The organism is Sphingomonas sp., assembly GCF_003248515.1.
In the GTDB taxonomy this organism is placed as follows: Bacteria; Pseudomonadota; Alphaproteobacteria; order Sphingomonadales; family Sphingomonadaceae; genus Sphingomonas_I.
This window is the reverse complement of record NZ_QFOB01000003.1, coordinates 376,699-391,336: the sequence shown is the minus strand read 5'-3', so window position 1 is coordinate 391,336 and position 14,638 is coordinate 376,699. Positions and strand designations below refer to the sequence as shown.

The window sequence follows — 14,638 nt, the reverse complement described above, 5'->3', positions numbered from 1 at the left end:
GTATCATTCTATTGCGAGCGGAGGACGCCGCGCTTGACCATCAGTTCGGTGAGGCCGGCGTCGAGCGAAATTTGGGGATTCCAGCCGGGCAAGATTGCTCCACGCCATATTTTCATGACTTCGCGTTCTCGATAGGCGCGAGCCCCCCACCGGATATCAAGCGGGCGGCCGGAGAGTCTTTCGATGGTCGCTGTGAGTTCACGCACGGTGACCGGCGCGGCCGATCGAACGGCGAAGCGCTCGATCTTGCCCGGCCCGCTCAGGCCGGTTCGGGTGGCTGCAACAACGAATGCGCTGGCCACATCCTCAACATGAACTGGATCAATCTCTTGGTCGCCTGGCGTCATGTCCAAAGGTGCGCCGGTCAGGCAGTTATCGATCAGGAGATTGATAAGCTTTCGCCGGTGGTCATCCGGGCCATAAATATCAAAAAGAAGCAGCTCCACCGCACTGAAGCCGGCATTATCCACATAGTGTTGAAGTAGATCAAAACATGCTTGTTTTGTTGCCGCATACAAATCGACCGGTGCGTAGTCGTCCGTTCCTAACCGATGCTGCCAGAATGTGCCTGCAACAACGATCCTGCGGCAAGCCCCACTCGCCATAGCTTCGAGCAAATGCAAGGGTAAACGAATATTCGCGTCGATAAAGTTATCTATATCTTCTTTCTGTCCGGCGCCCGGAACAAGAGCAGCGAGATGCACTACCACCGCAGGTGTGACACTCTGTATCACTGCGTTCAGGCTATCGAATGTGCCGTCATAATGGTGCAGGCCGAGCCTGCTTTCCCCGCGCGTAATCGTCTCGACAGCCCAATTATTTTTCTCGAACAATCGGCCGACGGCCCGACCTGCAAAACCTGTGCCGCCGGTTATCAAAACGACTTTGCGTGCCGTCTCGCTCATGCAGCAATCCGGTCGCCCATCAAAAAGCGGTCGATCACCTCGCCGACATAATCAAGATGCGCTTCGCTCAGGCCCGGATAGACGCCGATCCAGAACGTGTCGTCTACGATCTTGTCGGCATTGGGCAGGTCACCCGACACGCGGTAGGTCCGGCCCTTCATATAGGGCTGGCGGATCAGGTTGCCGCCGAACAGGAGGCGTGTCGCGACATTCCTATCATTCAGGTAGCGTACAAGGTCGTCGCGTGTGAAGCCGACGCCCTGGCGCAGCGTAAGTAAGAAACCGAACCATGACGGATCGCTCTTCGGCGTCGCTTCCGGCAGGATGAAGACATCCTCGTGACGCGCGAGCATCGTCTTCAGATAGGCGAAATTGCTGCGGCGCGTGGCGACGAAGGAGTCGATCCGGTCCATCTGCGCGAGGCCGACAGCGGCCTGCATGTCGGTGATCTTAAGATTATATCCGAGATGCGAATAGGTATATTTGTGATCGTAGCCGAGCGGGAGATCGCCCAGTTTCCAGCCGAAACGGCGCTTGCAGGTATTGTCCTGGCCGGGCGCGCAATAACAGTCTCGGCCCCAGTCGCGGATCGATTCCATCGCCCGCTTGACGATCGCGCGGCGTGCGAACACCGCGCCGCCTTCGCCCATCGTGATATGGTGCGCCGGATAGAAGCTGAGCGTGCCGATGTCGCCATGCGTGCCGACGAGCTTGCCTTCGTAGGTCGCGCCGAGGGCGTCGCAGCAATCCTCGACCACCCAGAGATTATACTTGCGCGCGACCCGCATCACCTCGTCGAGCGCGAAGGGGTTGCCGAGCGTGTGTGCGATCATAATTGCGCGCGTGCGCTCTGAAACGGCACCTTCGATCCGCGCGGGATCGATATTGTAGGTCGGTATGTCGACGTCCACGAACACTGGCACCAGATTGTTCTGGATGATCGGGTTTACGGTCGTCGGGAAACCGGTCGCTGCGGTGATGACCTCGTCGCCGGGCTTCAGCGCCCGCTCGCCGTGCAGATGTGATGTGAGGCTCGTCAGCGCCGTCAGGTTCGCCGACGAACCGGAATTTACCGTGAGGACACCGCGGACCAGCCCGAGATAGGTCGACAGCCGCTCCTCGAACGCGTCGTTGAAGCGGCCCGTCGTCAGCCAAAAATCCAGCGCGGAATCGACGAGCGAAACCATCTCCGACGAGCCATAGACCTTCCCGGCCACCGGTACCGGCGAACTGCCGGGTACGAAGGGTTGGGGCGCATGGGCGACATCCGCATATTCGACGACGAGCTTCGCGATCTCGTTTCTGATGTCTTCCTTAGTCCGCGTATCGCTCACGCGCATACTCCCAATTGCGTCTTGAACTCTCGATAGGCTGCAATCTGCCGGCGCGTGAAGGCGGCCATGTCGGCTCCGTCGCGTTCGGCTGTGTACCAGGCGGTCGTCTCAGCAAGCGCCGTATCAAACGGCCACACGGGTCGCCAGCCCAGAAGTCGCTTGGCCTTTGACGAATCCAGCTTCAGAAATCCCGCCTCGTGTGGCTGCTCGCCCTGAATGATCTGCCACCGAGCATCGGGGCCCCAGAGTGCCGCCATCGCTTGCACGACCTCGCCGACGGTTCGTTCCGAGGCGGCGTCAGGGCCAAAATTCCAGCCATCGGCCGCAGGTGCTCCATCCTCCGCCAGCAGGCGCTCGGCCAGGGCGAGGTAGCCGAACAGTGGATCGAGCACATGCTGCCAGGGGCGGACCGCATTAGGATTGCGGATGGCGGTGGTCTCGCCCGCAACGAAGGCGCGGATCAGATCCGGGATGAGGCGGTCGTCCGACCAGTCGCCACCGCCGATTACGTTACCGGCGCGGCCCGATGCCACGCGCGCGGCTCCCTCGCCCGAGAAGAAGGATCGACGATAGGCGCTGGTCACCAACTCAGCGCAACCCTTGCTGTTGCTATAAGGATCATAGCCGCCCATCGGCTCGATCTCGCGATAGCCCCAGTCCCATTCATTGTTTTCGTAGCATTTGTCGCTCGTGACGATCACGCAGGCTCGCACGCTGGGCGTGCGCCGGACAGCCTCCAGCAGATGGACCGTGCCCATGACGTTCGTGGCATAGGTCTCCACCGGTTCGGCGTAGGAAAAGCGCACTAGGGGCTGCGCCGCCATGTGAATCACGACCTCCGCCTGCGAGGCGGCCAGCGCCGCGGCCAAGCCGCTCGGCTCCCGGATATCGCCGATCGTCGAGCACGCGAGCAGCGGCTCGACCTGAGCCGCGCGAAACACGCCCCGGGCGGGTGCCGGCAGCGCAAAACCATATAATTCCGCCCCCATGGCTGACAGTGTCGTGACCAGCCACGATCCCTTGAAGCCCGTGTGGCCGGTGATGAAGACCCGCCGACCCCGCCAGAGATGATCGCCGCTCACCAAGTCTTCCACGGCGCACGGCCGCTTTCCAAAAGCTCATTCAGATATTGCTTGTCGCGCACCGTATCCATGCATTGCCAGAACCCATCATGCAGATAGCTGTGCAGTTCACCTTCAGCGGCCAGCCGGCGCATCGGCTCCTGTTCCCAGATCGTGGCGTCGCCCTCGATATAATCGAACACCTTTGGCGACAGTACGAAGAAACCACCGTTGATCCAGGCGCCGTCGCCAACCGGCTTTTCCTCGAAATGGTCGATCCGATCGCCGTCGAGTGTCAACGCGCCGAAGCGGGCTGGCGGACGGACACCGGTAAGCGTCGCGAGCTTGCCATGTGCGCGGTGGAAATCGATCAGGGCGCCGATATCGACGTCGCTGACGCCATCGCCATAGGTCATGCAGAAGGCATCTTCGTCGCGCAGGAACGGAGCGACACGCTTCAGTCGGCCACCCGTCATCGATGCGGCGCCGGTGTCGATCAGGGTCACACGCCAGGGTTCGGCGGCGTTGCGATGCACTTCCATGCTGTTGCGGCCGATATCGATCGTGACGTCCGACATGTGTAGATGATAGTTGAAGAAGAATTCCTTGATCATGTCTCCCTTGTAGCCGAGGCAGACGATGAAATCGTTGATACCGAACCGATCATAGATCTTCATGATGTGCCAGATGATCGGGCGGCCGTGGATCTCCACAAGGGGCTTAGGTCGCGTAACCGTCTCTTCGCCAAGTCGGGATCCCAACCCGCCCGCCAAGATGACTGCCTTCATGAATGAGCTCCCGTCGATCCAGATCAGGACCCCGTGCGCTGCGATGCGAGCCCGCTCAGGCAGGCGCATATCGCGTCGCGGGGAGTCGCCCGAGGGGCGTTGCCACGATCTGCGGCGTTAAACAATCGCCCGGTGTCCGCGCTTTCGGAGTTTCTGCCGTGATACCTTGCCTTGCCGTCGAGCGCGCGTCTAGGCAGTCGCGACCCCTCTTCATCGCGGCGGCACCCGCTGCCCGCAGCCCCGGATTCCAAATGAATATTCTTTTTTACGAGGATCCGCTGACCGATCATCGCTCGCTGTTGTGGCGGGCTCCGCACATCGGCTGCGATGCGCCCTGGATGCGGGCATTGCGGGACGATGGCTGCGATGCGCGTATGTTGGTTGGCTTGCAGTTAATGCATGTCGCCCGCCGCGCCGGGTTGCCGCAAGATGCGCTGCTGGAGGTCGATGAGGGGCGCATCCTCGCCGCGCTCGACGAGCCGCACCTCGACATTAACTATCTGTTCCATCGCTATTTCGGTCGATCGGACGCGGAAGGGTCGGCTATGCGCGATCAGGCCGAGCGGCACGAAAAGGCGATGCGCGCCATCGTTGCGCAGGCGCTGGGCTCGTTCGCACCCGATGTAATCATTACCTGGGTACCGGTGCCGCATCTGCGGTCGCTCTTTCCGGAGGCCCTGATCCTGCACAAGGAAACGGGCCTCACCTCGCGCGCGCCATTCGTCCCCAGCTATTATCTCGATCCGCTCGGCTTCCACGATCGCTCCGCTCTCGCAGCAGCCGCATCTGTGGTTGCTAGTGCGCGCTCGGCAGAGGTTTTCCCGGCCTATAAAGCGGCCATGCGGCGGTCGCTCGATGCAAGCGTCGATGCCGATGCCCCGCAGCAACGGATTGCGGGTTTCTCGCGCTCGCTTCTGGTCGCGTCCCAGGTGAGCGGTACGTTCTTCTTCGACGGCTCCTGCAGCTATCGATCGCAGGGACATATGCTGCTCGACATATTGCGCGCGACGCCTGCCGATACCGCGGTCATCCTCAGTCAGCATCCCGACCGGCCGTGGCTTGGGGCAGCCGAGGCGGCCTCGCTCGGCGATTATCCTAATCTTATCGATGCGCGAGAGCTGGGCAATGTTGGGGGGCAGCAGCTTTTGCCTTATGTCGATGCGGTGGCGACCGTCAGCTCCAGCGTTGGGTTCCAGTCCACGCTCTGGGATCGGCCCCTGGTCGCCCTTGGGCACAGCCACCTCAACAGGCTCACACATTTTGCCGGAGTGGGCGCGATCGACGCCGCGCTCGAGGCCGTGATCGACGGTGCCGATCGGGCGGCGTGGCTGGCATTTCACTATTCCTATCTGGATGCCTGGGTCGCCCGGCCGGGTTGGTTCGCGAGCCATCTGCGCGACCGCCTCAGCTACTGGCGCGCGCGCGGCGCGGATGGATATTTTGCGGACGCATGGGCCGATCCAGAAGACATAACGGCGCTCGCGCTCGAACAGATCGAGCATATGCCGTGGATGCCGGCGCGCGGTCCCGTCATGCGCTACCGCGTCGACGAGGCGGCGATGTTCGCTTCGCCGTGGACAGCGCCGGTCCACGGAGGGGGCATCATGCATCGGTGGCTACAGGGAACCGAGGGCGCGATCCGATTGCCACTGGATGGCGACCGGGATCACGAAGTGACGTTCTCGGTCGCTCCGCTGGCTGGCGTGACGGGCCAGTGGCTATCGCTGTCCGTGCACAATCGGCAGATCGCCGCGATGCCGCTTATCACCGATCGTGCGACGGCGGTCACCGCGATCATCCCTGCGGATTGTGTCGAACGCCCCATGACCCGCCTGCAATTGCGGGCGCTGAGGGCGGATGACGCGCCGGGGCAGGAAAAGCCGCTGTCGATCGTAATGGATCATGTCGGCATCCGCCGGCTGGAGGCGCCGCACATCGCGCGAACAATCGCACCGCGCCATTCGGTCCTGCTCCCCGTCCTGAACGGCGTGAGCTTGCTGCAAGAGACCATCCCGGCGTTGCTCGCCTTCGGCGGGAACGACATGGAGCTCGTCGTCAGCGACAATTGTTCGGATGACGGCACCTATGACTATATCCAGTCAATTGCCGACCACCGGATCGTCCGGCTGAAGACGGATACGCGCGTCAACTATGCGCAGAATGCAGAGAATGCCTATCGCCATGCACGTGGCGAATGGCTTTCGCATATCGGCGATGACGATCTTGTCATGCCGTCGCGGCGAGCCGCGCTCGAACAGGTGGCGGCTGATCCCGAGATCGAACTGATCTTCGGCAACCGGCTACGCTATTATTGGCCGACCTTCGTCGGTGAGCTGGCCAATTCGGTCGATCCCGTGATGCTAGGACACGAAGCCGTGATGCTTGACGGGCCGGACGCGGCGCGGCGCCTGATCAACAACAGCAATATCCGCCATACCGGGGCCACGGTCGTGCGGCGGTCGCTGGTGGAGAAAGTTCGCCGGCTGACAGGAGGCGCGTACATGATTCCGCGGATCGGGGAATATGCCACCAGCCGGATCGCCGCAGGACTGGCGCGCCGGGTGGCCTTCGTCAATCGCCCAATCGTCGCGATCGGTCGCCACACAAAGAGCATTGGCACGTCATTGTTTCATGATCCCGCAGCTGGCCAAGCCTATGGTGTGAGTCTGGAGCGCGAAATCGGCTCTTCTCACGCGGGCTCGGGCTACAACTACCTAGGCTTCCAAGCGTTTTCCTACGAAGGCGCGCTGCTCGCGTCCTCGCTGCTCGGCGGACGTGAGGGCGGTTTCCCCGTTGACTATCGAGTTTGGCGGGCACGTCTGTGGGCAGAATTGGACGGGCTAATTGCACAGGGGCGCTTGATGCCGGAAGCCGTCGCTGCAGTGCGGTCGCAAGGGGACGAGGCGATTGCCCCCTTGGTCGCGGCGCAGGACCCGGGTACTCTCGCGAGCGGTACGCCGCAAGCGATTGAGGCGGAGAACTGGGGGCTGACCGAGCGTCTCCACGGCAGCAGCGTCGGTGTGTATTCTATCAGTCAGCTAGTTGGCTGGTTCGAGGCTGTCTATGCTGATCAGCTTGCTCGCCCTGTGCGGCTCCGCGCGGCAGAGCACGGTCTGGTATCATGGATTGACATGTAGGTAGAGGAGCTTCTCAACCGTCCTCGACGGCAAAGCCCAGCGCACGTCTCCTCGATCGGCGGAGATCACGTCTGCCAGTCGTGCTACCATAGCCTTTCGATACGTCGCTTGTCCGCAGCTCGACGAGAACTTCTGCTTCTACTTTCGAGTGGGGTGATAGCCTGAGAAGAAGCGCCTGCATGTCGATTGCGAGAGCAATCGCGCCGAGATCTATGGCCGCGTCCCTCAGCCGCCACAGTATGATTCGATCCGACGCAGTGGCTGAGATGCGATAGCGTTCGGCGAGGAGATCGAGACTTTGAAGCAAGCCCTGGTCGGCCAATAGGTCGATGAAGTCGGCGAGGCGGTCTTCGTCGAGATCGCTCGACAACAAGGCCAGCGCGCTGTGAAATTCGCCTTGCGAGCCCACCTTCATGCACGCGGCTGCGGCTAGGCTGATCAGGCCGCGATTGTCGGGCACGAGGTAGCTCGCATTGCTGAGCCATGGGCCAAGGCAGGCTCGGGCGAAGCCGGCCGTTTTGTGAATCAGCGCCGGTGAAGCGAGACGCGTCGACAAAATGATGTGCCGCCGTTTTAAGAAATGTCGCATTGCTTCGGCGGCGCACAGGCCGATAAGCGTTGGGATCGGCGCGTCGACATAATCGCGCGCCGTAAACTTCCCACGAACCAGCGGGTGTGTGGTGAGCGCGCGGATTGTCTCGGCCAGAGCGTCGGGTGCTAGGGGGCTCTGCAACGCGCGATGCGTCGCATGAACATGCCCAGCCAAATCCGCTGTTAACTTAGACAGTTCCTCATTGCCGGCCAATTCGGAAGGCGTCGGCTTGCCATCGTTTATCGAGGCTATGCTGGCAGTTCCATCAACTGTGAGACAGGCGGCGAGGTCGGCCGCGGCACAGTCGACCCTAGCCTGCAGTGCAGCACAATCCTTGCTGGCACCACGAGGCCTGAGCTCGCCTTGTTCCCAAAGCAGCGTTTCCCGACGTAGTTGCTCCTGCCTTGCCAGAGCTGCTTCATCGTAGCCTCCGGCGATGAAGATGGTTTCGAACAGAAGCCGGGCCTCGTCGCGAAAGTCGAGCGCTAGTGCGAGTTCGGCACAGTCTATGCGGCTCTGCAAATCACCAGGGCTGCTCGATGCAGCGAGCACAGCCCGACGTAGCGCCATATTTATGAGGCCCGCCGCCGCGGGTCGGATTGGGCCTCGTTGGTTCGAGAGCGTCAACGATCCGTCCTTTCCAGCAATGTCGCGTCCGTCATATGAGCAGTTTCAATGCTTCGGCCGCAACCTCGTCCGCCCGGATGTTGGTGAGGCAGGCGAAATCTTTGCCGCATTCCTCGCCTTGCCGCCCGATCCCGCAGCCGGCGCAGGGCACGCGCCTGCTGATGATTGTGCCGACGGGCTCCTGCCCCCACTCGTTCCAGTTGAGCCGAGCCATGTGGAGGCTCACGACCGGCGTGCCGCGCAGTGCGGCAAGATGCTTCGGTCCCGAATCATTTCCAACGAACAGGGAGGCCCCTGCCAGCAGCGCGTCGAATGCCGAGAAAGCGAGCAGGCCTTCGATGGAGCGGACACGCGGATGTTCCACCAGGTCTGGCGGAAGCGGCCCGTCGCTCATGAAGACGATATCGAGCTCGGTGTCGCGTAGCAGGAGGTGAGCGAGTTCCGCGAAGCCCGGCCAGCGGCTGTATGTGAGCCGCGCACCCGTATGCAGCACTGCATAGCGGCGTTCGGCTTCGGCCTTTTCCGGGGAAAGGGCCAGAGCTGATGCCGGTGGATCGATCATCAGCTTGAGCGCGTCCACCATTGCAGTGAGCTTGGTCGCCGGCGAAACGATCTCCAGATGGTTGGCGGGATCGTGTCCGCCAAGCTCGAAGCCGGCGGTGAGCCAGGGAAATTCTCGATCCTTAAATCCGAAGAGCACGGACGCTCCCGACAGGAGAAGGAGCGGGCGCGATTCGCCCGCCTCGCTAAGATCGATCGCGATATCAAAGTGGAAGCTGGCAAGCCTCTCGCGGAGTGCTGCCTGCGCGATGGGGGGCATCGTTCGGCGTGGTTCGCCGGGCGCTTCGGCGAACGGGACTTCCACCACCTCGGCGAACAAGCCGAGCGAGGCTGCGAGGCCTGCATTGGCGGGCGAAACGAGAGCGACGAGCACCGCGTCCGGGAAATGCGCGCGCAGCCGTCGTATAGCTGGCACCGACACTACTAGATCGCCGAGTTGGTCGACCCGTTGAACCAGGATTGCGCGTGGTGGCGAAACAAGCAGCCCGCGGGCCGCGGAGCGTGCCATGCTGGGCCGGGCGTTCACACGCGCTTCCAGCGAAGCACCCACCTCCCCGTCTACGGTGACGATCGCATCCGATGAAAGGGCGTCCTTCTCCGTGATGGGTGCTTGGAGAAGAAGGGTCGCCCGATGACTCCGTCCACGCCCTCGGCTGTCCCGGAGGCGAATTTCGATGACATGTTCGCCTTCGGCATATGGGCCGAAATCATGCCAGATGTTGAACACAAACTTGGCGAAGCCGTCGTTTAGAGGGGTCCGCTGAAGCAAGGTGTCCGCGATCTCCTCGCCGTCTAACAGGAGCACGGCATCAAGGAGCGCGGCCTGCGAGATTGCGAAGCCGCGGACTGCCTCGATGCCACGCAGTACGCGCCTATAGCTCCCGCCCGCCCGGATGCGTGCGGTGCCCAGTCGCCGGATCTGGATCGTCTCGCGCCAGCCGGCTGATCCCTGCGCGCCGCTGCCGGGCAGCAGTTCGGTGACGAGCCCGTCCGCATTAATGGCGGATGTTCGTTCATCGCCCTTGGACCGGCTGTTGGTGATCCGCGCCAGTTCGTCCGCCGCCTCCTGCCATCCCGGCTGGAGTGCCAGGGCCTTGGCATAAGCGCTCTGCGCCTCGTCGAGCCGATGGGAGATTTTGAAGAAGTGCCCCTTCTGAAGGTGCAGGTCGGCGTCGCCAGGGCTTAACGCTTCCGCCAGAAGATAATGGCGCTCAGCCTCCGCCCAGTCGCCGGCTTCCTTATGCATGTGGCCGCATTGCTTGTGGATCCGCGCATTCACAGGATCGAGCCGGCTCGCCTCGGCATAGAGGGCGGCTGCGGCCTGGAAGCGGCGTGCGTCTCTGGCGGCGTTGGCGCGGAGGACGAGTGCGCGCGCGGCGCGGGCCGGCGCGAGCGAGGGAACCCACGCGAGGCCGGTCCTCAAAGCTCTCTGGAAGACGCCGATCAAGGCTGCACCTGCTTTGGACGAATCGCGGGCGCGATCACAGTAGCCGGTACACGGCGCGCGCCACCTCCTCTGGCGCGATGTCGGTGATGCAGGCAAAATCCTTGCCGCACTCTTCGGGATCGTGCCAGACGAGGCAGCCTGTGCAGGGCACCCGGCGGCTTACAATCAAGCCACCATTCTCCTGGCCCCACTCGTTCCAGTTGTTGCGTGCCATGTGAATGCTGACCACCTGTGTGCCGCGTAGCGAGGCGATGTGCTTGGGTCCCGAATCGTTGCCGACGAAGACGGACGCGAACGAGAGCAGTGCGTCGAAATCGTCAAACGGCAGGCGTCGGTCGATCAGTTCAAATCGGCCCGAGGCGAGGAGGGATTCGGGAAGGCTGCTTTGATCCACCGGATCGTCCGTCAACATCACGACACGCACATCCGTTTTTGCGAGGATCTGCTCGGCGAGACGTAGGTAATGCGGCCAGCGGCTGAATTTCAGCCGAGCGCCGTCGTGGAGCACAACAAACCGTTCTGTTTCCAATAGATTGAACGCGGCCAGCCGCTCACGCGAAAGGTTCTTGCGACGGACGATGTTCGTCTCGCTGCGCGCCATAGCGCCGAGCCATTCCACGAGGCCCAGAAGCTTATTGGTGTGGGGAACGATCTCATGCCCGTCCCAGCGATCGTGCGTATTACCCTCGATTTCGATCGTCAGCGAGGGGACACGATCGGAGCGAAAGCCGACCAGAACGGGCGCGGCCGATAGCAGCAAAAGAGGGCGCGACGACGCATTCTCGGAAAAATCGATCGCCATGTCGAAATTATAAGCCGCGAGTTGCCGTTGCAGGGTCCTCTGAGCTTCGATACCCATCACCCGCCGCCGTTCCCAGAGATCATCGGGAAAGTCGATGGGCAGGCACTCGTCGAACAATTCCAGCGTTTCGACGAGGTCGCGATTTGCGGAAGAGACGAGGCCGACGATCCGTGCCTCTGGGAAAAGCGCGCGTAGCCGCCGCATGGCGGGGACCGAAACTACTACGTCTCCAAGCTGGTCGGCACGTTGTACCAGGATCGTCTGAGGGGGCGTAGCGAACATCGCGCGCCGGCCTTCTCGTACCATGCTCCGGCGGCTGCGTATTTGCTGCTCGATCGTGCGGTCGTCTCCCACGGCAACTTCGACCACGCCATCGCTGGCGGCATGTGCTCGCTCGCTCAGTGGCTCGTCGATAACGATCCGCGTGTGATGGGATAGGGGGCGTGAACGCCCGTCCATCAGTCTCACTTCAATGTCGTGCCAGCCTGGAACGTAAGATGAAAAATCGTACCAGATATTGAACACATATTTACGCGGGCCAAGATCGCTTCGCTCGTGCTTGAGCAAGTAGCCGCCCTTGACCATACCCCGGTGGATGAGCTGACCATTCAGATATAGCTGCACTTCGGTGACGGGGCGAAGCGAGATACAGAAGCCCCGGATCGCCTCGACACCGCGCAGGGTCGTTTCGATCCCCCAGCGGGTCCGCTCCCGTCGACCAAGCCTGCGCATCTCGACGCCCTCTTGGTGATCGACGAGCAGATCCTCATGGGGCCTCGGCACAAGCTCGAGCAGGGGAACATCGCTCGCGAGCGATGTTGGTGCGTGGCGCTCGCGCACAGCCCTCCATCCGCTTGCCCCCAGCGCTGCGAGTTCGTTTCGCGCCTCGTCCCATTTGGGCTTCAACGTCAGCGCACGACCATACGCCTCCGCGGCCAAAGCAGGGCGGCCGCTGCTCTTATAGAAGTGGCCGATCTGCAGCGCGAGGTCGGCGTCGTGCGGCGCCATCGCGGCAGCGGCCTTATAGTGCGCTTCCGCTTCTTCATGGATCCCGGACTCCTTAAACATGTGTCCGGCCTGTATGCGCAAGTTCGCACTGTTCGGCAGCAGGCGGGCCGCCTCTGAATATAACAGGGCAGCGGTTTGCCATTGGCCCGCGTCGCGTGCCGCGTCCGCGCGGAGCGTCATGTCTCGTCCGATCTCACCCGCATCTCGCGCATGTTTCCGTCTCAGCAGCATGGCTGGGATGCCCCCTCGGCAAGGTCAAATGTAGCGAGCGACCGCATCGAACACTTCTTGAGGGCGGATGTCGCGGATACAGGTGAAATCTTTGCCGCACTCCTCGGGATCATGGAAAATAGCGCAGCCGGCGCAGGGAACGCGTCGGCTGATGATCGATCCGACATTCTCCTGACCCCATTCCGCCCAGTTGATTCTGGCTGTGAACAGCGTGACAACGTTGGTGCCGCGCAACGAGGCGAGGTGCTTCGGCCCGGAATCGTTGCCGACGACTACCGTCGCGAAGGAGATCAAGGCGTCGAATTGGTCGAATGTCGTCCGTTGGGTAACCAGCGTGAAACGGGGATTGGTCAGCAGCACGGCGGGCAGCGTCTCGCGCATGGCCGCGTCCTCCGTCATCATCAAGACGTGAAGATCGGTACGGTCGAGCAGCATTTGTGCCAGCGTGCCATAATGTGGCCAGCGACTGAAGGCGATACGCGCACCTGCGTGAAGTACCGCGAAGCGACCTGCTCCGATGCCAAACTCGTCGAGCAACGCGCGCGACAAGTCATCACGCCGGATCACCGGGGCCTCGGTTTTGAGCAGGGCACCCAGTGATTCGACGAGTGCCAGCACCTTCGTCGAATGCGGCGTCATGTCCATGCGATTCCAGCGGTCCGGAGTGCTAAACAGGAAGTCCCCCTGCAGCCATGGCCAATCCTCGCCCCCCGTTCCATGGATAAACTTCGCGCCGGAAAGCGGCAGCAGGTCGCGCGAGACGTTGGACTGTGCGAGGTCGATGGCGACGTCGAACTCATAGGGCGCCAGACGCTGTCGCAATGCCTCCTGTGCCTGCAGTGACATAAGGCGGCGGCGCTCGATCGGATCGTCGGGAAAATCGATCACGATGATCTCGTCGAACAGCGCCAGCGTGCGTGCTAGCTCGGCGTTCGCGCCGGTCAGCAGGCCGACAATATGGGCCTCCGGCAGCAAGTCGCGCAGCCGCCGTAGAGCCGGGATCGAAGCGACCATATCGCCAAGTTGGTCCGTGCGCATGACCATGACGTTGCGCACTCCCCCCGGCAGCAGGCTCCGCTTTGCAGATCGGATCACGCTCGGGCGAGTTGTGATCTGCTCCTCAATGCTGCGCGGATCGGCAGGGTCGACATTCACGAGCGTATCCGAGTCCGGATATTCGCTCTCCAGAACGGGCGCGGCGATCACGACGTGATCGTGGAACGATCGAGTGCCGTCCTCGATATCGCGTAGGCGCAGTTCGATTGCGTGCATGCCGTGCTCGAAGCCGGAGAAATCGAACCAGCTATTGAACACATATTTGCGGATGCGATCCGGGTCGCGCTCGAACTTCAGGACATGGCCACCACTCACCGGCGCTCGATGGATGACGAGCCCATTAAGGAGGAGTTGCAGCTCTACGATCGGCGTCTCGGAAATGCAGAAGCCTCGGATCGCCTCTACCCCGCGCACAGTCCTGCGCACGCCCCAGAATCCGACTTCGCGACGCCCCAGACGGCGCACGTCGAGATGTTCTCGGTGATCGTGCAGAAGGTCTTCAGGTAGTCGCGGCGCGAGCTTCGGCACGAGCCGCGCCACGGTTTCCACCGCAGCCAACTTCGAAGCTTCGAGCGCGAAGTCTGGAACGGCGTCAACCGCCGGAGTCGCCGCGAGGCTAAAGCCGTAGGGCTGGTCAGCGGGAGCGGAGGCAAAACCCCGCCAGCCGCCCGCCTTGAGACCGGCAAGTTCATTCTCCGCCACCTGCCAGCCAGGCATCAGCCGGGTCGCGCGCCGATATTGTAATTCTGCCTCGGCGATCCGACCGGAAACCTTGTAAAAATGACCGAGCTGAAGAGCGAGCTCGGCATCTCCAGGCAGATAACGCAAAGCCTCCAGATAATGTGCTTCTGCCTCCGCATAGTGCCCCGCTTCCTTGCGCATGTGGCCGCAGTGGATGGAGAGTCGCGGATCGGGCCGTGATAGAGCAAGTGCCTGCTCATAGGCAGAGGCCGCGCGTGCAAAATCGCCGATGGTGCGTGCCTGGCGTCCCTGCGCCTTGAATTCCCGCACCGCGCGATGCGCACGCGGAGTGCGCAACGCGATCCGGGCGACACGTGTGAAACCGGCCACAGCCGCGGATGCTCGACT

9 protein-coding genes are annotated in these 14,638 nt (G+C 62.2%); 1 reads left to right on the top strand and 8 read right to left on the bottom strand.

What is annotated here, in order from left to right; all coding sequences use genetic code 11:
* Positions 1-8: 8 nt before the first annotated feature.
* From DI605_RS07080 to rfbF, 4 genes are read right to left on the bottom strand one after another with little or no spacing between them, the layout of a single operon-like run.
* Positions 9-905, bottom strand: a complete 897-nt coding sequence (locus tag DI605_RS07080) for an NAD(P)-dependent oxidoreductase (protein WP_293971139.1) — start codon at positions 903-905, stop codon at positions 9-11.
* The gene (gene rfbH, locus DI605_RS07075; protein ID WP_293971135.1) at positions 902-2,245 is read right to left on the bottom strand and encodes a lipopolysaccharide biosynthesis protein RfbH; all 1,344 of its coding nucleotides are present in this window, start codon (positions 2,243-2,245) and stop codon (positions 902-904) included. Before rfbH ends, DI605_RS07080 begins: the two co-directional genes overlap by 4 nt.
* On the bottom strand, positions 2,236-3,321 hold the full coding sequence (rfbG, locus tag DI605_RS07070; protein ID WP_293971132.1) for a CDP-glucose 4,6-dehydratase: 1,086 nt from the start codon (positions 3,319-3,321) through the stop codon (positions 2,236-2,238). Before rfbG ends, rfbH begins: the two co-directional genes overlap by 10 nt.
* Complete coding sequence (gene rfbF, locus DI605_RS07065; protein ID WP_293971129.1) at positions 3,318-4,088, bottom strand: glucose-1-phosphate cytidylyltransferase; 771 nt, start codon at positions 4,086-4,088, stop codon at positions 3,318-3,320. The genes rfbG and rfbF overlap by 4 nt, the downstream gene beginning before the upstream one ends.
* Positions 4,089-4,339: 251 nt before the next feature.
* Between rfbF and DI605_RS07060 the strand changes: the two genes are divergently transcribed.
* Entirely contained in the window at positions 4,340-7,225 is a 2,886-nt protein-coding gene (locus tag DI605_RS07060) for a glycosyltransferase family 2 protein (RefSeq protein WP_293971126.1), read from the top strand.
* Positions 7,226-7,238: 13 nt separating this feature from the next.
* On the opposite strand, the gene DI605_RS07055 is transcribed toward DI605_RS07060, so the two are convergent.
* The 4 genes from DI605_RS07055 to DI605_RS07040 all read right to left on the bottom strand — a co-directional run bounded on the left by DI605_RS07055 (position 7,239) and on the right by DI605_RS07040 (position 14,620).
* Positions 7,239-8,369 carry a hypothetical protein gene (locus DI605_RS07055; protein ID WP_293971123.1) on the bottom strand — a complete coding sequence of 377 codons (1,131 nt, stop codon included), beginning with the start codon at positions 8,367-8,369 and terminating at the stop codon, positions 7,239-7,241.
* Positions 8,370-8,475: 106 nt separating this feature from the next.
* Complete coding sequence (locus DI605_RS07050; RefSeq protein WP_293971120.1) at positions 8,476-10,428, bottom strand: glycosyltransferase family 9 protein; 1,953 nt, start codon at positions 10,426-10,428, stop codon at positions 8,476-8,478.
* A gap of 58 nt (positions 10,429-10,486) precedes the next feature.
* The gene (locus tag DI605_RS07045) at positions 10,487-12,442 is read right to left on the bottom strand and encodes a glycosyltransferase family 9 protein (protein ID WP_293971117.1); all 1,956 of its coding nucleotides are present in this window, start codon (positions 12,440-12,442) and stop codon (positions 10,487-10,489) included.
* Positions 12,443-12,517: 75 nt separating this feature from the next.
* Entirely contained in the window at positions 12,518-14,620 is a 2,103-nt protein-coding gene (locus DI605_RS07040) for a glycosyltransferase family 9 protein (RefSeq protein ID WP_293971114.1), read from the bottom strand.
* Positions 14,621-14,638 lie beyond the last annotated feature (18 nt).

Excerpts from the sequence above, each read along its gene's own strand:
- rfbH (WP_293971135.1), bottom strand. The coding sequence starts at position 2,245 with ATGCGCGTGAGCGATACGCGGACTAAGGAAGACATCAGAAACGAGATC.
- DI605_RS07060 (WP_293971126.1), top strand. The coding sequence starts at position 4,340 with ATGAATATTCTTTTTTACGAGGATCCGCTGACCGATCATCGCTCGCTG.
- DI605_RS07080 (WP_293971139.1), bottom strand. The coding sequence starts at position 905 with ATGAGCGAGACGGCACGCAAAGTCGTTTTGATAACCGGCGGCACAGGT.
- DI605_RS07045 (WP_293971117.1), bottom strand. The coding sequence starts at position 12,442 with ATGACGCTCCGCGCGGACGCGGCACGCGACGCGGGCCAATGGCAAACC.
- rfbF (WP_293971129.1), bottom strand. The coding sequence starts at position 4,088 with ATGAAGGCAGTCATCTTGGCGGGCGGGTTGGGATCCCGACTTGGCGAA.